The sequence below is a fragment of the Desulfobulbus alkaliphilus genome (genome assembly GCF_016918545.1).
Taxonomy (GTDB): Bacteria; Desulfobacterota; Desulfobulbia; order Desulfobulbales; family Desulfobulbaceae; genus Desulfobulbus; species Desulfobulbus alkaliphilus.
In genome coordinates this window covers 39,588-56,674 of sequence record NZ_JAFFQC010000006.1, presented here as the reverse complement: position 1 = coordinate 56,674, position 17,087 = coordinate 39,588, and the positions used below count along the sequence as shown (strand labels likewise).

Below are 17,087 nucleotides of genomic sequence, written 5' to 3'. Positions count from 1 at the left end.
CTATGCTCATTGCCGATACCCAGACAGAACGGCAGGTCAACCTGCTGGATACTATTGATTCACCCCATGATCTGCGTGGCCTCAACCTGCAGGAACTGGAAGGTCTTGCCAGCGAAATCCGTGACACCATCATCGCCACAGTGGCTGAAACCGGCGGTCATCTGGCCCCCAGCCTTGGTGTCGTCGAACTGACCCTGGCCCTGCATTATGTCTTTGACACCCCCCGAGATAAACTGGTCTGGGATGTCGGCCACCAGGCCTACGCTCATAAACTCCTCACCGGACGCAAAGGCCGGTTTGCCACCTTGCGTCGATACAAGGGACTGAGCGGTTTTCCCAAGCGGGCCGAGAGTGAATACGATCCGGTGGAAGCAGGCCACAGCTCCACCTCCATCTCCTACAGTCTCGGCATGGCAGCGGCCAAACATATTCGGGCAGACACCGGCAAGGTCATCGCCGTCATCGGTGATGGTTCCATGACCGCGGGCATGGCTTTTGAGGGGTTGAATCATGCCGGTGACCTGGGGCGGGATCTGGTGGTGATCCTCAACGACAACGAAATGTCAATCTCGAGAAACGTTGGCGCTCTCTCCAGTTTTCTCAGCCGGAAAATGACCGGAAAGACCATCAGACGTATGCGGGATCACATCGAGGAACGGCTGATGGCGCTTTCCTCAGTGGGAGAAAACATCCTTACGGTCCTGCGTAAAAGTGAAGAGAGCCTCAAAGGTTTCTTTACTCCGGGCATGCTGTTTGAAGCATTGAAATTCAAATATATCGGCCCGATTCCCGGCCATGAACTCGACGACCTCATCGCCACCCTGAAAAATGTCCGGGACCACAACCACGGACCGGTACTCGTCCATGTGATTACCACCAAGGGTAAAGGATACGAGCCGGCAGAAACAAATCCCGGTGATTATCACGGGATCGGACCTTTTGACATCACCACCGGCGTTCCAAGAAAGAACAAAAGTGCGCCAATTACATACACCAAGGTCTTTGGCAACACCCTGTGCAGCCTGGCTCAGAGAGATGAACGACTGGTGGCGATCACCGCCGCCATGCCGGGAGGTACGGGACTGCAGGACTTCAGCAAAGAATTCCCGGATCGTTTTTTTGACGTCGGCATCGCCGAACAACACGCCGTCACCTTTGCCGCCGGCCTGGCACTGGAAGGCATGCGCCCTTTTTTCGTCGTCTACTCCTCTTTTATGCAGCGGGCCCTGGACCAGTTGATCCACGATGTCTGCCTGCCGAATCTGCCGGTGACCATTGCCCTGGACCGGAGTGGTGTCGTCGGTGCCGATGGCCCGACCCATCACGGGGTTTTTGACCTTTCCTTTCTTCGTTTCATTCCCAACCTGACGGTGATGGCCCCCAAAGACGAAAATGAGCTGCAGCACATGCTCGCCACCGCCCTTCACCATACAGGTCCGGTGGTCCTCCGCTACCCAAGAGGCAGCGGCGAGGGTGTCCCCCTCGCCCCCTCTCCCCATCACCTGCCCATCGGTAAGGGAGAAGTGCTGCGACAAGGCGAGGATGTGCTGCTGCTGCCGATGGGCAACCGGGTCTATCCGGCCTTGGCCGCGGCCGATCTGCTTGCCGAGCAAGGGGTCGGAGCAGCGGTGATCAATCCCCGCTTCCTCAAGCCTTTGGACAGTACCCTCATCACCACCTGGGCAGCACGCACCGGACGGGTGGTGACCGTGGAGGATAACAGCAGCCTGGGCGGCTTTGGCAGCGCAATTCTCCAGCTCCTCAATGAGCGCGGACTGCATCTGCCGGTAAAAATTCTCGGTTATGCCGACACCTTCATCGAACATGGTCCCCAAACCCTACTCTGGAGCAAGGCCGGGCTGGATGCCGACGGCATCGTTCGCAACACGCTTGAGTTGCTGGACAGGTGCAACAGAGGGTGCTGAAAACTCCACCTGGCGGGAGTTTTCAGCGCTCCCCTGCCCTGTACCTGAATCCGTGACGGCCGGGCTCTTGTTTTGGTTATAGCTAGCTGTAATCAGATTATAATTGTAGCTGAATCCTTGATAATAATTTTCACCAGCCGCCCTGCGGGGCGTCCGTCCGCACGCCATCTTCATTGCCCGTAACCGTTCGATAAAGTTTACTTTAATCGAACGGTCACAGACAATAAAACTGACGCACGGACGAACGCTCACGGATTCAGGCTGTAAGCCTCCATCGGCAGGACAGGTCACACCCGATAGTACTCCCGGTACCAATCAACAAACTTTCTCACCCCGACCTCGATGGAGGTCGAGGGCTGAAAACCCACCGCCTGAACCAATTCGGTCACATCGGCATAGGTCGCCGGCACGTCACCGTCCTGCATGGGCAGAAAGTTCTTTTCCGCCTTGCAGCCCAGACAGTCTTCCAACACCTCGATGTAGCGCATCAGCGATTCTTTTTTGTTGTTGCCGATGTTGAACACCCGCCAGGGACAGTAACTGGTTGCCGGGTCAGGTTGATCACCACTCCAGTAAGGATCGGGCACGGCCACCTGGTCAATCACCCGCACCACGCCCTCGACAATATCATCGATAAAGGTAAAATCTCGCTCCATATTACCGTTATTGAACACATCAATGGCCTGGCCGGCCAGCATGGCTCTGGTGAAGAGAAACAGGGCCATGTCCGGGCGGCCCCACGGGCCGTAGACAGTAAAAAACCGCAGCCCTGTGGTCGGAATACCAAAGAGGTGGCTATAGGTATGGGCCATCAGTTCGTTGGCCTTCTTCGAAGCCGCATATAAAGAAACTGGATGGTCGACGTTGTCGTGCACGGAAAAAGGCATCCGGGTGTTGGCACCGTACACCGAACTTGATGATGCATAGACCAGATGTTTGACGCTTGTTTGCCGACATCCTTCGAGAATATTGACAAAACCAACCAGGTTGGTGTCCACATAGGCATGCGGATTGACCAGCGAGTACCGAACCCCGGCCTGGGCCGCCAGATTGACCACCGCATCGAATTGTTCGGCAACAAACAGGTCTGCGGTCCGGTCCCGTTCCGCCATATCGAACTGGACGTGGCGGAACCTGTCGTGGGCCTGCAATTGAGACAGACGGTCCTGTTTCAATTGCGGATCATAATACTCGTTGAGATTATCGAGCCCGATAACATCCCTGCCTTCGGCGAGCAGGCGAAGTGCCAGACCATGTCCGATAAAACCAGCCGCGCCGGTGATTAATATTTTCCGCATTTCCCGCAACCTGTTACGGAGCATACCTGCTCATTGCCGTGCCGGATACCTGGGAACAGTGGTTTAATCGTCATAATCCCCTGCCGGTCCTTTGTCCGAAGTCAATAAAGCGGCCCGCTCCCGTATCCTCTCCTCGGTCCAGGCCTCCGGAGACTCCATCCGCCCGACCTTGGGGCCGATGTCATAGGAACCGGCTGCCAGAATGGTCGCAACGCCCAGGCGGGCGGTATCACCAGCTTGAAAAACCTGGGTCAACATGGTGTAGATAAAATTCTCGACCCGGCGGGCCATTCGCTCCCGCACAGAACGGGGCTGGCCCATGATTTTATTTTCAAAGGGCAGATTAAGGTTTTTATAGTCACCCTTCTTCCACCCTCTGGCCTCGGCATAGCTTCGCATCTCCAGCCAGAGTTCTTCGGTGACCCCCTCGCCGGGAATTTTGACAAATTCTCCGTTGTCATCAAGAACAGCGTTCCCATAATCATTCACCGCAAGGCCCCATGACAGCATTTGCAGGGCTGTGGCGACATTGGCTTTGGTGGAGCGGGTCTGGGTAGCGATGGCACGCAACCGCTCGGAATTATTTCCCGAAGTCCCGTGCTGCGCCCCGGAAATGGCGTAATCGGCCAGCGCCCCATGGATCTCGGCGGTCAGCTCAACCTGGATGCCTTGAGCCGAGGCCTCAATGCCGTGGGTGGTGCCGTTGTTGAGAGCGATCCAGTCCGGAAAAACATCATGGGCGTTGAGACCCTGAATGATAAAAAGAGCTTCTTCCCTGGTCGACAAACCAAATTTTCCCTTGATCTCCCCAACCTCTGTTTCCAGGCCTGCCCAGGATGGCACATATCGAGCCAGTTCAATACTGGCCAGGAGATTGTCGGCATCGGGCATATGAGAGGCATCAATGGCGATCGATGTAATGCCGGCCTCGAACAGGGTGGGAATTTCAACCGCGGCAACAGGAACATCCGCCATTTTTTTGATACCGTAATGATCAGCATGAATCGCCACTGGTACAGTGATGGCCATTTCATTGCAGAGGGCGTCAACCTGGCGGGCGATATTCCAGAAATTGGTGGGACAGTACGCATTAGTCCCCCCTTCTGATCGGGCGATTTCAATGATAATGGCGGCATGGGCACGCTGAGCCGCCTGCAGGGCGCCACGGATAACCAGATGACTCCTGCCGTTGGCGGCAATGGTCATGGCGCCACCCTTGGTCAGCAGGGCACGATCAATAACTTTACCGCTGACAATCAATGCCCGTGAATTGGGAAACAGTGCTCTGATATTGGGTGGCCTGCCAATTTCAAGGGCTTTTTCAAAATCGCTGACATAACTCATATTCTTCCTCCTGTTGACTGATACATGCCATGAATCTGTTCGGGTTGATCTCGAGTTGCTCGCATTTCTCACCCATCGAAAATCTTCATCCCTTGAGATCGGTTTCAAAACCGGATCAATGCAAACACACGACCAAGAACCGTTCAATGGATACAGGTATAAGGCTGCATGACCTGGGAGCTGGAAGTGTCTGCCGGGGCTTCACAGGTGGATAAGCAGGCGGACGAGTTCTGGCGACAGCTCTCCGCGGTTACCTGATCGTTTACTGATGAAGTGCTGGTGAAAGGTATTATCAAGGATTCCGCTGCAATTAAATGATCACAGCAAGGTATATCCAAAACAAGCGTCCGGCCGTCACGGATTCAGGTTCAAATCATCCACATCGTGGTCATGCTGCACCGGAAGAACCAGAACCGGACATGCCTCCATCTCCGCCCCCATTGCCGGTGTTGAAACTGGAAAAAGGCCGGCGGGCAAAAACCGCCACAGCCACAATGCTCACCTCATAGAGGACAATGAGCGGGCCGGCCATGAGAAACTGACTGACCACGTCCGGTGGTGTCAGGACCGCCGCCACAACATACGTCATCAACAGGGCATACTTTCTGTTTTTCACCAGAAAAGGCTTGTCGACCAGGCCTGCCTTGCCAAGCAAAACCATGAAAACTGGCAGTTCAAACACCAGACCGAAGGCCAGGAACAGACGGAGAGCCAGGGAAAAATACTCGTTCACCGCCGGCATGGGTTCCAGAAATTCGCTGGAATAGCCAAGGAGAAAATTAAAGGCCGGGGGAAAAACTATATAATAACCAAAAGCTGTACCGGCGAGAAAACAAAGGGTCGAGATCGCCGTGAAAGGAACCAGGATCTTTTTTTCATGACGATATAATCCGGGGGAAATAAATCGCCAGATCTGCAGAAAAATGACGGGGCTGGCAAAAAGGGCGGCAAAAACCAGGGCAATTTTCAGATAAAAAAAAACCCTTCCTGGTACGCCGTGAAAATGAGATGCTGATCGGCCGGCAACACTTGAATCAGTGGGCGGAGAAACCAGTCCGCCAGGGGCTGAACAAAACTGTAGGTAATGACAAAGCAAACGCCCAGAGCAGCCAGAGAGATCAGCAGACAGGAGCGCAATTCCGCCAGATGTTCCGTCAGGGTCTGTTGATCGAATTGTTCCTGTGCTTCCACGTCGTTTTCACCCAAGTTCTTGAGAAAGGATACTGTTCAGCGCTCAGGGACTCAATACGGTTTTGCATCCTCACGAAGGCCAGCGCCGATAACAAAAAGTATGTTTGGTCGTTTGTACCCTATCCCGCTGCGATTGTAAACCGGATAGGATATCATTTGACTTCATCTTCAACTTGGGGCTACACTGAGAAATAATACAATGGACTGATTTTGAAGGTTTTTTCTCAAGGAGCACCATGACCTCCATCCTCGTTGTCGACGATGAACCGAGCATGCGTGAATTTCTCAAGATCCTGCTCGAAAAAGAAGGATACCAAGTGACCACCGCGGTTGATGGCGGTTCTGCCCTCAATCTGGCGGAACAGGATCCCTTTGACCTCGTTATATCCGACATTCGTATGCCGGGGCTGACCGGGCTGGAGCTGCTGGCCAGGTTGAAACAGTTGCGAACGGAAATCGCTGTGATCATGATCACGGCATTCGCATCACCCGACGATGCGGTGGCCGCCATGAAAAACGGCGCTTTCGACTACATCACCAAGCCTTTCAATGTTGATGAAATCAAAAGGGTGATCCGTTCGGCACTGATACGAAAGCAGCATGATCCTCCCGATCCGGAGCATTGTTTTCCTGAAATTATCGGCCGCAGCGCCGAGATGATGCGGATCTTCGATCTTATTAAAAAAATCGCGCCGACGCCGGCAAACGTTCTCATTTATGGCGAATCGGGCACCGGCAAGGAACTGGTTGCCAAAGCCATCCACAACCGCTCCAGGGTCGCAGCCAACCCGTTTGTCCCCATCACCTGCAGTGCTATTCCTGAAAGCCTGCTGGAAAGCGAACTTTTCGGCCACGTCAAGGGTTCGTTTACCGGGGCTATTGCCGACAAAGCCGGACTGTTTCAACAGGCGGATACTGGAACAGCTTTTCTCGATGAAATCGGTGAGTTGACCCCAATAATCCAAACAAAGTTGCTGCGAGTACTCCAGGAAAGGGAATTCATGCCGGTGGGTTCAACCAAAACCAGGCAGGTGAACGTGCGTATCATCGCTGCCACCAATAGAATTCTCGAAGAGGAAATCATTGCCGGGAAATTCCGGGAGGACCTGTACTACCGACTGGCTGTGGTTCCCATCCGGGTCCCGCCCCTTCGGGAGCGTATCGGTGATGTTCCTCTGCTCGTCGAACATTTTCTTAAGAAATATTCAGCCCTGCTCGGTAAGGAAGTACAGACGATCTCCTCGTACGGCATGGAAGTGCTGATGAAATATGATTTTCCCGGCAATGTCCGTGAATTGGAAAATATCATCGAACGAGGAGTCGCTCTGGAATTGTCCAATATCATTTTACCGGAAAATTTGATTCTTTCTCTGCATCGGCAGGAAAGGAGCAAACAGGAGCCAAGACAGGCCGACGCACCCCTTTTTATCGCCGCCCATGATGAAAACGAACTCTACCAGCAGGGTCTGGAAGAAATTCTCCAGCGGATAGAAAAAGACATGATCATTCATGCCCTGAACAAAGCCGATCATTCAAAAATGCGAGCAGCCGAACTCCTCAAGCTCAGTTTCCGCAGCTTACGCTACAAAACAAAAAAACACGGGATTGACTGAGAGTTCCACTGCACTGCCAACTCCGTCATTGATCTCATTTCCATACCATCAAAGTACAATCATGTTCCGCTTACTGACCAAAGCCCTCATTCCGGCTGCTGACCGGGAGCAGGAAACCCGGCGGCACCTCTTCTGGTGGCTGTTGATCCGAGTCTGTCTCTTCACCCTGCTCATATCCATCTCTTCTTTTTTCCATGAAAAAGGGCACCCGGTCATCCTGCCGCCCCTGGCGGTGACCCTGTTTTTTCTCTGTATCCTCTATGGCTACTCCATTGCCGCGGCCCTGTTGCTGCAACGGGGCAAAGGAGGACCTGTCCGCCGGTTCGCCATTATTCAACTGCTCTCTGACACAGTTTTTGTTGCTCTGCTCGTGTACGCCACTGGTTGCAGCCAATCCATTTTCACCACGGTGTTCATCCTGCCGGTCATTGCTGGAGGGCTGATTCTCTCCAGAATGGGGGGACTGATTCCGGCAGCAGCTGCCACCCTGTTGTATGGTGCAGTCCTGACTGGTGAACTCCTCGGCTGGATACCCGAATACTTTCACGCAGGACCGTATCAGCCACCGCAGACCTATCTCACCGGCACCAACCTCTTTGCCGTGTATGGGATCATTTTTTTCCTTGCCGCGCTCTTGAGCGAACAATTGGCGCGCCGGCTGCGATTCACCGAGGAAAAACTGACCAAGACCTCCCTGGAATATGACCGGCTCTCTCTGCTCTACAAACAGATCTTTGATGATATCAGTACAGGCATTATCACGACGGATCATGGCAACGTCATCACCTCATGCAACCATGCAGCGGAACGCATCACCGGTTACCCACGGGGTAAAATTCTCGGACAGCCGTTCAACCGCTGTTTCCCCGGCATTCTGCTCCACGACAGACAGGGCAGAAGTGTCTGTGACTTTGAAAAAAGCGATGGGATGAAAATCAGGATAGGGTATTCTTTTTCCTTCCTCAATATGCCTGTCGAGCAAGGACCGGGTGAAGGTCTGCGGATGAAATGGAAGGTGGTCACACTGCAGGATATCAGTCAGATTGAACGGATGGAACGGCAAATTCGTGAAGGGGAAAAGATGGCGGCCATCGGTGAATTAAGTGCCTCCATTGCCCACGATTTCAGAAATCCCCTGGCAGCCATTTCCGGATCGGCTCAGATTCTCAATCTGGAGGCAGCAAACATCGCCTCACTCAACCCTGACACCTTACGCTCACTGCTGGGCATCATCCTCCGGGAATCAAAGCGGATGGCCCAGACCATCACGGATTTCCTCCAGTTTGCCCGACCAGCCCCCATTCAACCCGAATGGTTTGACATGAACCGTTTACTGGATGATGTCCTCTATCATGTACGAACGCAGCGTAATGCACCGGCTCCAGAAAAAATCGTCAAAGAAATCGATTCCCGTCTTCACTGCTGGGCCGACCGCCAGCAGCTGCATACCGTTCTGACCCATCTCATTGAAAATGCCTGTTTCGCCACTGCAGGAACCAGCGAGGCTATTGTGATCAGCGCTTCAGAAATCCATGAAGACGGCATGGATGGAATACGCATCGAAGTGCGCGATCAAGGTCCCGGAATCCCCGATGAACTGGGGGAAAAAGTCTTTCAGCCCTTTTTCTCCAGCCGTACCGACGGCACCGGCCTGGGCCTGGCCATTGCCCGCCAGATTATCGACAACCACCGCGGCTCCATTGCCATCAACAGCTCCGAACCACAAGGCTGCATCGTCCGTCTGTATCTGCCGCTGCCGCAAACAGTTACGCCCTGATCACATTGACTCTGGCCCCCAGGCGTTGCAATTTACCCGCCATGTCTTCATAACCACGTTCGAGATGATATATTCTTGAAACCTCGGTTCTGCCGGTGGCTGCAAGACCGGCAATAACCAGAGAGGCCGAGGCGCGCAGATCGGTGGCCATGACCGGGGCACCATTCAATACGTCGCGACCGACACCACGAACGATGGCCCGCGACCCTTCAATAGCGATATCAGCACCCATGCGTTTCAGTTCGGGGACATGCATGAATCTGTTTTCAAAAATTGTTTCGTGGATGATGGAGGTGCTATCGCCCTGCACCATCAGGGCCATGAACTGGGCCTGGAGATCGGTGGGAAAACCGGGGAAAGGCAAAGTGGTGATATCGGTGCTGCGCAGGCGGCAACGACTTTCCCCCTGATCTTCGGGACAGGAGACCGTTATCGAATTGGATGAATTCCGGATATCGACCCCGCAGAGGGCCAATTTATCGGCAAGGGCAGGAACATCTTCGGGATTGCAATTGGTAAGGGTCACCATACCGCCGGCGGCGGCAACGGCAATCATGTAGGTTCCGGTTTCAATGCGATCGGGTATGATGGTCGCTTCGCCGGCGTGCAGGCATTCAACCCCGCGGACGATCAGCAGATCCGTGCCCTTCCCTGCTATATCCGCGCCCATGGCAATGAGCATGTCAATGAGATTGCCGACCTCAGGTTCCCTGGCGGCATTTTTTATGATCGTTTCGCCTCGGGCAACAACCGATGCCATCAGCAGGTTTTCCGTGCCCGTCACCGAAGGCAGGTCAAAGTAGACGGTGCTGCCCCGCATGCCCCCCTCCTGAACACGTGCCTCGACATAGCCCTGTTCGAGTTGGGTGGACACCCCCAATTTCTCAAAACCCAGGAGATGATAATTTATGGGACGGGCCCCGATGGCACAGCCCCCGGGCAGGGAAACCCGGGCAAAACCACACCGGGAAAGCAGGGGGCCCAGAACCAGCACCGATGCCCGCATTGTTTTCACCAGTTCGTAGGGTGCTTCGACACCGGTCATCTGGTCGGTATTGATGCGCAGAGTCGGACCGTTTCGCTCCCACCGGGCCCCGAGAATCTCCAGCAGGGTGAGCATGGTCCTGGTATCGCGCAAATCCGGGACATTATGCAAAGTATGCCACCCAGGAGCCAGAAGAGTGGACGCCATCAGCGGAAGCGCAGCATTTTTTGCGCCGCTGATAGCGATACTTCCATACAGAGGCTGTCCGCCTTCTATGATCAACTTGTCCATAACAACCCGTTAAAAACAAAGAGAAAAGGAACAAAGTTCCGTGTACAGATGTCAACCGTGAGCCGATAAACGCGCCTGAACAACCCGGGGCCGACCTCCCCAGTCCTCGAAGACACGAACCTCTTCATAGCACCTTCCAGGCGCGGTAAACAAGGCAAGAGCGGCTTCTTTTTGATCAGCACCGATCTCGACAAACACCCAGCCCCCCGGCATAAGAAAAGCTTGGGCTTCATGGGCCAGTCGCTGCAGGGTTACCAGGCCGTCGGCGCCACCGGAGAGGGCCAGCCGCGGTTCGGCCCGGCCCACTTCCGGGGCCAAGCGATCAATGAGCCCCTCGGGAATATAGGGGGGGTTACTGACAATGAGATCAAATTTTTGCTGACAGTGAAGAGCAGTGAAAAGGTCACCGCAGACCAGGCTGACCAGACCGGCCACTCCATGGCGGTCGAGATTTTTCGTGGCTACCGCCAACGCCGATGGAGAAATATCGACAGCGACAACTGAACATTTCAGCTCCCTGGCCAGGACAACGGCCATCACACCGCTTCCGGTGCACATGTCAAGAGCAGAGCGAACGGCGCTTGCCGGTGGGCAAATCGTCAACACATGCTCCAGGACGAATTCTGTTTCAGGACGTGGTATAAGAACAGCCGGGGATACGAAAAAATCCAGAGACCAGAACTCCTGGCTACCGGTGATGTACTGCAGGGGAACGCGCTGCCGGCGCCGGTCGACCATCTGCTGATACTGCTGCCCCATGGACGCATCAATACATCGACCGCCGTGGAGAATCAGCTCGCTTCTGTTCATTCCGGTCAGATGCTGTAACAGCAACCGGGCTTCAAGCCCGGCATTTTCTACACCGACTTCGGCGAGTTGTGCCTCTGCGGCTTTCAACAGGACATCAACCGTCATCGCAGGCAGCGGAGCAGGCTACTGAAAAGAGCTGAGTGCTTCTGCCTGGTAATGGGTGATAATCGGCACGATCACTTCATCAAGCATACCGGCAAGCACCTGATCCAGCCTGTAAAGGGTGAGATTGATCCGGTGATCGGTCACCCTGCTTTGCGGGTAGTTATAGGTCCTGATGCGCTCACTTCGATCGCCGCTGCCAACCTGGCTTTTCCGGTCCTCGGAGATACGGTCGTGTCGCTCCTGTTCCATTTGATCCAGCAGGCGGGCTCGTAAGACCTGAAGTGCCTTGGCCTTATTTTTGTGTTGAGATTTTTCATCCTGACAGGTCACCACCAGCCCGGTGGGCAGATGTGTCACCCGAACAGCGGAATCAGTAGTATTCACAGATTGGCCCCCGGGACCGGAAGAACGAAAGACGTCAAATTTCAATTCATGAGGCTCCAGGTGCAGATCGACCTCATCGGCCTCCGGAATAACGGCAACCGTCACAGCGGAGGTATGCACACGACCCTGGGCCTCGGTATCCGGTACACGCTGAACACGGTGGACACCGGACTCATACTTGAGGCGTGAATACACTTGGTTACCGCTCACCAAGGCGATGATCTCTTTATAGCCGCCGATACCAATGGGATTTGCACTCATCACTTCCACCTTCCAACCCTGCATTTCGGCGTATCGATGATACATGCGAAAGAGATCTGCCGCAAAAAGAGCCGCCTCATCACCACCAGTTCCGGCCCTGATCTCAAGAAAAATGTTCTTCTCGTCTTTGGGATCCTTGGGAAGCAGGCGCAGGCGGATGGCCTTCTCAAGCAAACCCTTACGGTCAGACAGTTCCTTGATTTCAGCCTTGGCCAGATCCACCAGCTCGGGATCGTCCTGTTCCGCGCGGAGAAATTCCTGGCTCTCCCGAATGGCTTCGCAGACACCCCGGTAGGACGTATAGAGTTCCGCCAACTTGGCCACCGAAGCGTGCTCGCGAACAATCTCCCGGTACCGTTTCTGATCATTGACCAGACCGGGATCAGAGAGTTGCCGCTCAAGCATGCTCAGTTTTTCATCAATGTCACGCAAGTTCTCAAACATGAGAGGAAACAGCCGTGGAAAAGGAGGTTACGGGCGGACAGACGGTCCATTGGATATCACCCGTTTCTGAATCGCTGCTCCGCGATTCGACGGCCCGAGGCACCGTGGTCAACACGGTCAGGAGAGGTTCAAAAGAGAACGGAGAAACGTATTCCTGAATTCGTGAGCTTTCTGCCCCGAGGGGGCGGCTAGTGATAGTTATTGCCTGGGATTCCGCTGCAATTACAAAATGATCACAGCAAGATATATCCGTAGCAAGCGTCCAGCCGTCAAGAATTCAGGTTATTTTTTTTTGCCGCCCTGGAACCCGGCGTATTTTTTCTTGAATTTTTCAATTCGCCCCGCGGTATCGACCAGCTTCTGCTTGCCGGTAAAAAATGGATGACAGGCTGAGCAGATTTCGATTTTCATCTCTTTGTTCACCGAGCCGAGTTCAATTTCATTGCCACAGGCACAACTTGCCTTGATAGCATGATATTTTGGATGGATATCCGGTTTCATGACATGCTCCTTAAAAAAGGTATCCCGAAAAAATATTTAAAAAAGTTAATATATCTTTTTTCCTGGTTTCTCGAAAGAAAAAACTGAGCCTACCGGTTCATTGATGCAAAAAACTCGTGGTTATTTTTGGTCTGACTCATTTTGTCGAGGAGAAACTCCATTGCATCAGCTGGATTCATGGAGGAGAGCAGTTTACGGAGAATCCAGATACGGTTGAGATCCTCGGCAGGCAGGAGCAGATCTTCCTTGCGCGTTCCGGATTTGAGGATATCAATGGCGGGATAGATGCGGCGATTGGCCATCTTTCGGTCCAGCACAATCTCCATATTGCCAGTCCCCTTGAACTCTTCAAAGATCACCTCATCCATGCGGCTGCCGGTATCGATCAGGGCAGTGGCGAGAATCGTCAGGCTGCCCCCTTCTTCAACATTCCTGGCTGCTCCGAAAAAGCGTTTAGGACGATGCAGGGCATTGGCCTCCACACCGCCGGATAGGATTTTTCCCGAAGCCGGGGTGACGGTATTATATGCTCTGGCCAGCCGGGTAATGGAATCAAGGAGAATGACCACATCTTTTTTATGCTCCACCAGTCGCTGGGCCTTTTGAATGACCATTTCAGCCACTTGAATATGGCGCTGCGGTGGCTCGTCAAAAGTGGAACTGACCACTTCGGCATCCAAAACACTGCGCCGCATGTCGGTCACCTCTTCGGGACGTTCATCAATGAGTAGAACGATGAGAATAATTTCCTTGTGGTTGGTGACAATCGAATTGGCGATGTTCTGCATGAGCATGGTCTTGCCGGTACGAGGAGGCGCCACGATCAGACCTCGCTGCCCCTTGCCCAGGGGAGAGGTGATATTCAGGACCCGCATGGACAGGTTGTCCTGTGTGGTTTCGAGATTGATCAGCTGGTCGGGATGCAGTGGCGTGAGATTGATAAAGGCTGTTTTATTTTTTGCGGCATCAGGCGGCTCGTAATTAATGGTGTCGACCTTGAGCAAGGCCAGATAGCGTTCATTGTCCTTGGGGGCCCGCACTTCGCCCTCCACACAATCGCCGGTGCGAAGATTGAGACGCCGGATCTGCGAGGGCGACACATAGATATCATCGGGCCCGGGCAAGTAGTTGTAATCAGGAGCTCGAAGGAACCCGAACCCATCCTGCAGAACTTCCAGAACACCGCTTCCCCGCAGTTTACCGTCTTCATCAGCCTGGACCTTGAGGATGTGAAAAATAAGCTCCTGCTTGGTCATGTTGCTGTAGCCTTCAATGTTAAGAGAGGCGGCGAGGCTGACCAGATCTTTAATTTTTTTGTTTTTTAAATCAGTTGGATTCATTGACCGGTCATTCCTCCATGAGGTCGGATCGTAGCAATAGACTGACGGGGATCAGTTTGGCGGCGAGGGAAGTTGTCGTGACGATGGGTGAACACATTGAAAATGTGAAGGGCTCACATTGGCGCCAACGCGCTGAGATAATGAGAAAGATGACTGACTGTACGTTGTCGCTGTATATGTTGGGCAGACTGGATGAAAAAGGCAGGACGGGTCTGAATGATATACAGGGAGACAGTGTATTCAACTGCAACCGACTTTTCGAGCCTTGTTCCAGTTGACAAAAAAAGAACGAATGTTCACCAGCACTGCAACTGCAGACGATCAGGTTGTCTGGCGCAGGCTTGGATTAAGCCCGGCAACCCCTTTGTCCAGATCAACGACACTGGTCAACGACTTCAGGTACCAGGTGCGATAATCGTACACCCGCCCCGGTGAACGAATACCAAATATATGGAGCGTGAGAAATATCAGAACAGGAAACCGATGGACAGTAATCGATCCGTTGAGATGTTACAGAGCTAAATATTTGTTTCACGTTCGACTGTCAAGCACTTTCTTGCCAAATTCTTCTGGAACACGCCTGGAGAGAACTCTCCCTAAAGCGATAACATCCTCCCTGACCTCAATCCAGGATCCGGAGTTGTCAATGACGAAATCGGCCTGACGCACTTTGACCGCTTCATCCAACTGGGAGGCGATGGCGCGAGCAGCACTTCTTCGGGTCACGCCATCTCTGTTCATAATACGACAGCAGCGTATAGCGCGACGGGCATGGACCACAAGAACCGCGTCAACATCCATTTGCCAGCCGGCTTCGAATAACAGCGGGATCTCAATGAGAATCAACGATGCGCGCAACAGGGCCACTTCCCTGCGCATCGCTTCACGGGCCAAGGGGTGAAGGAGCGCGTCAATCTTTTGTTTGAAGGCGTTGTCGGCAAAGAGACGCTCCCGCAGCGCGGGTCGATCAAGCTCACCCCCCGGCAGAAAAAATCCGGAATCGAGGGCATCTCGCAAGGCACACCATCCAGGCTGTTCGACCTCCAACAAACGACGACAACTGTGATCCATATCGATGCGTGGCGCAAGACAATATGCTGCCAACAGGTGACTGACACTGCTTTTTCCGGAGCCGATCCCCCCGGTAACCCCTAGCAGCATGGGCTTCATAGCCGGGTATTCCTCAAAATATCGAGCACTGCCTGCATATCGTGCCATAAAGGAGCAGTGAAACAAAGCTGCTCCCCTGAAAAAGGATGGGCAAAACGCAGGGTACTGGCGTGGAGCATCTGCCGTTGTGGCCGCAACCACGCATGTTGGCCTTGCGCGCCACCATAGAGGGAATCACCCAGCACCGCGGCCTGCACTGAAGCCATGTGCACTCGAATCTGGTGGGTCCTGCCTGTTTCAATGGCAATGTCAGCCAGACAACAGCCATTGGCGAATTCTTCCACAATCTGCCAGGTAGTGACCGCGTACCGGCCACGCCTCTCATCAATAGCCATTTTTTTCCGGTGGACAGGGTGCCTGGCTATGGGGCCGATTACCTTGCCTTGCCGATCATGGGGGCAACGGGACAACAATGCATGGTACGTTTTATTGATTTCCCGGTTTTTAAAGGCAGCCATCAATGTACGCAGGGCCTGATTGTTTTTTGCCACCAGCATGACACCGGAGGTTTCCTTGTCTAGGCGGTGAACGATACCGGGACGATCTGCATCCGCCGCCGGCAGGTTGAGGTATCTGTAGAGAAGTCCATGCACCAGTGTCCCGCTGTGCTGGCCGCTGCCCGGGTGAACCACCAGTCCTGGAGGTTTAGTGAGAACCAGAAGGTGCTCGTCTTCAAAGAGAATGGGAAAATCGATGCGTTCCGGTTGCAGAGGCGATGGCGACGAGGGCGGGAAAACAATGGTGAGCGAATCTTGCGCACGCACTTTGTAGGCAGCTTTGACCTGCCGACCCTCAACAAGAATGTGCCCTGAATGAATCAAAGATGCTAAAAAGGAACGTGAAAGCTCAGGATACCTGGAGGTGAGAACATGATCAAGCCGCTGGCCGGCCTCGTTTGACTCTATGGTATGACAGTCTTGTTGCTCCTTTTTCCAGAATTTGGCGTGTGTCACTGCCTGGTCATCTGCGCCGGTTTGCGCCATGGACTGCTACCCGCTTCGCCCTTAGAAAAGTTTTTCAATCTGCTGTTCAATCATTTTTTCTTCCATCTGATTGGCGAGTGACAATTCCTTGATCAGCAGACCTTTGGCGGTGTCGAGCATTTTACGTTCGCCGTAGGAGAGATCTTTATCTTCTTTCAAGAGAAAAAGGTCGCGGAGCACAATGGCTACCTCGAAAACTGAGCCAGTTCTAATTTTGTCCATGTAATCGCGGTACCGGCGATTCCACGTCTGTGCAGTGATCGTTACGTCGCGCTCTTTGAGGATATCAAGCACCTTGGCAGCCTCATCCCTGGAAATAATCGCCCTGAGACCGACATTGGAACTGGTTGCTGTCGGAATCATGATGGTCATGTCGTTATCGAGTATTTTCATCACATAGAAACTTTGATCAACCCCACCGATATTTTGTGTTTCTATGGTTTCGATTTGCCCCACACCATGAGCGGGGTAGACTGCCATATCACCTTCTGAAAACACGTGAGCCTCCGAGAAAAAGATAATGGACAAACGCTGGAAAGACGCAGCAAGGGGGGAGAAGCATGTTCTTAAAATACTATTATAGCAAATTTTTTCAATATAGGCAAAGGAAGGATAAAAAAGAGAGGAAGAAAAAAATGCGTTGAAAACTGTGTATGATATCTGCA

Annotated in this window: 13 protein-coding genes and 1 pseudogene; 3 read left to right on the top strand and 11 right to left on the bottom strand. The window is 53.3% G+C overall.

From position 1 onward, the window contains the following. Nucleotides 1–2 precede the first annotated feature (2 nt). The gene (gene dxs / locus JWG43_RS04810; RefSeq protein WP_205241685.1) at nucleotides 3–1,925 is read left to right on the top strand and encodes a 1-deoxy-D-xylulose-5-phosphate synthase; all 1,923 of its coding nucleotides are present in this window, start codon (nucleotides 3–5) and stop codon (nucleotides 1,923–1,925) included. A 287-nt stretch (nucleotides 1,926–2,212) separates the two neighbouring features. On the opposite strand, the gene JWG43_RS04805 is transcribed toward dxs, so the two are convergent. The 3 genes and pseudogenes from JWG43_RS04805 to tatC all read right to left on the bottom strand — a co-directional run bounded on the left by JWG43_RS04805 (nucleotide 2,213) and on the right by tatC (nucleotide 5,758). Further along, a complete protein-coding gene (locus JWG43_RS04805) occupies nucleotides 2,213–3,223 on the bottom strand; it encodes an NAD-dependent epimerase (protein WP_205241684.1) in 1,011 nt (336 codons plus the stop codon). Nucleotides 3,224–3,286: 63 nt separating this feature from the next. Beyond that, nucleotides 3,287–4,567, bottom strand: a complete 1,281-nt coding sequence (locus JWG43_RS04800; RefSeq protein ID WP_205241683.1) for a class II fructose-bisphosphate aldolase — start codon at nucleotides 4,565–4,567, stop codon at nucleotides 3,287–3,289. A gap of 388 nt (nucleotides 4,568–4,955) precedes the next feature. After that, nucleotides 4,956–5,758: pseudogene (gene tatC / locus JWG43_RS04795) on the bottom strand (twin-arginine translocase subunit TatC). A 236-nt stretch (nucleotides 5,759–5,994) separates the two neighbouring features. Between tatC and JWG43_RS04785 the strand changes: the two are divergent. Together JWG43_RS04785 and JWG43_RS04780 are read left to right on the top strand one after the other, a co-directional pair. Then, complete coding sequence (locus tag JWG43_RS04785) at nucleotides 5,995–7,371, top strand: sigma-54-dependent transcriptional regulator (RefSeq protein WP_205241681.1); 1,377 nt, start codon at nucleotides 5,995–5,997, stop codon at nucleotides 7,369–7,371. Nucleotides 7,372–7,432: 61 nt separating this feature from the next. Beyond that, on the top strand, nucleotides 7,433–9,148 hold the full coding sequence (locus tag JWG43_RS04780; RefSeq protein ID WP_205241680.1) for a two-component system sensor histidine kinase NtrB: 1,716 nt from the start codon (nucleotides 7,433–7,435) through the stop codon (nucleotides 9,146–9,148). Here the strand turns inward: JWG43_RS04780 and murA are convergent. From murA to JWG43_RS04740, 8 genes are all read right to left on the bottom strand, one after another. After that, complete coding sequence (gene murA / locus JWG43_RS04775; protein WP_205241679.1) at nucleotides 9,138–10,424, bottom strand: UDP-N-acetylglucosamine 1-carboxyvinyltransferase; 1,287 nt, start codon at nucleotides 10,422–10,424, stop codon at nucleotides 9,138–9,140. The two genes, JWG43_RS04780 and murA, sit on opposite strands and share 11 nt — an antisense overlap. Nucleotides 10,425–10,475: 51 nt before the next feature. Continuing rightward, nucleotides 10,476–11,339, bottom strand: a complete 864-nt coding sequence (prmC, locus tag JWG43_RS04770) for a peptide chain release factor N(5)-glutamine methyltransferase (RefSeq protein ID WP_205241678.1) — start codon at nucleotides 11,337–11,339, stop codon at nucleotides 10,476–10,478. Between the two features lie 18 nt (nucleotides 11,340–11,357). Beyond that, nucleotides 11,358–12,428: a peptide chain release factor 1 gene (gene prfA / locus JWG43_RS04765; RefSeq protein ID WP_205241677.1), complete on the bottom strand. Its 1,071-nt coding sequence runs from the start codon at nucleotides 12,426–12,428 to the stop codon at nucleotides 11,358–11,360. A gap of 282 nt (nucleotides 12,429–12,710) precedes the next feature. Further along, on the bottom strand, nucleotides 12,711–12,929 hold the full coding sequence (gene rpmE / locus JWG43_RS04760) for a 50S ribosomal protein L31 (protein WP_205241676.1): 219 nt from the start codon (nucleotides 12,927–12,929) through the stop codon (nucleotides 12,711–12,713). Nucleotides 12,930–13,018: 89 nt separating this feature from the next. Continuing rightward, nucleotides 13,019–14,269, bottom strand: a complete 1,251-nt coding sequence (gene rho, locus JWG43_RS04755) for a transcription termination factor Rho (protein ID WP_205241675.1) — start codon at nucleotides 14,267–14,269, stop codon at nucleotides 13,019–13,021. A gap of 531 nt (nucleotides 14,270–14,800) precedes the next feature. Then, entirely contained in the window at nucleotides 14,801–15,439 is a 639-nt protein-coding gene (coaE, locus tag JWG43_RS04750) for a dephospho-CoA kinase (RefSeq protein ID WP_205241674.1), read from the bottom strand. Beyond that, nucleotides 15,436–16,422: an RluA family pseudouridine synthase gene (locus JWG43_RS04745; RefSeq protein ID WP_205241673.1), complete on the bottom strand. Its 987-nt coding sequence runs from the start codon at nucleotides 16,420–16,422 to the stop codon at nucleotides 15,436–15,438. The genes coaE and JWG43_RS04745 overlap by 4 nt, the downstream gene beginning before the upstream one ends. Before the next feature lie 21 nt (nucleotides 16,423–16,443). After that, entirely contained in the window at nucleotides 16,444–16,920 is a 477-nt protein-coding gene (locus JWG43_RS04740) for a CarD family transcriptional regulator (RefSeq protein ID WP_338033233.1), read from the bottom strand. Between the last annotated feature and the right edge of the window lie 167 nt (nucleotides 16,921–17,087).

What these genes read in the sequence shown, in the direction of transcription:
- prmC (WP_205241678.1), bottom strand. Translation starts at nt 11,339, where the DNA reads ATGACGGTTGATGTCCTGTTGAAAGCCGCAGAGGCACAACTCGCCGAA.
- JWG43_RS04785 (WP_205241681.1), top strand. Translation starts at nt 5,995, where the DNA reads ATGACCTCCATCCTCGTTGTCGACGATGAACCGAGCATGCGTGAATTT.
- JWG43_RS04780 (WP_205241680.1), top strand. Translation starts at nt 7,433, where the DNA reads ATGTTCCGCTTACTGACCAAAGCCCTCATTCCGGCTGCTGACCGGGAG.
- coaE (WP_205241674.1), bottom strand. Translation starts at nt 15,439, where the DNA reads ATGAAGCCCATGCTGCTAGGGGTTACCGGGGGGATCGGCTCCGGAAAA.
- murA (WP_205241679.1), bottom strand. Translation starts at nt 10,424, where the DNA reads ATGGACAAGTTGATCATAGAAGGCGGACAGCCTCTGTATGGAAGTATC.
- prfA (WP_205241677.1), bottom strand. Translation starts at nt 12,428, where the DNA reads ATGTTTGAGAACTTGCGTGACATTGATGAAAAACTGAGCATGCTTGAG.
- dxs (WP_205241685.1), top strand. Translation starts at nt 3, where the DNA reads ATGCTCATTGCCGATACCCAGACAGAACGGCAGGTCAACCTGCTGGAT.
- rho (WP_205241675.1), bottom strand. Translation starts at nt 14,269, where the DNA reads ATGAATCCAACTGATTTAAAAAACAAAAAAATTAAAGATCTGGTCAGC.
- JWG43_RS04800 (WP_205241683.1), bottom strand. Translation starts at nt 4,567, where the DNA reads ATGAGTTATGTCAGCGATTTTGAAAAAGCCCTTGAAATTGGCAGGCCA.
- rpmE (WP_205241676.1), bottom strand. Translation starts at nt 12,929, where the DNA reads ATGAAACCGGATATCCATCCAAAATATCATGCTATCAAGGCAAGTTGT.
- JWG43_RS04745 (WP_205241673.1), bottom strand. Translation starts at nt 16,422, where the DNA reads ATGGCGCAAACCGGCGCAGATGACCAGGCAGTGACACACGCCAAATTC.
- JWG43_RS04805 (WP_205241684.1), bottom strand. Translation starts at nt 3,223, where the DNA reads ATGCGGAAAATATTAATCACCGGCGCGGCTGGTTTTATCGGACATGGT.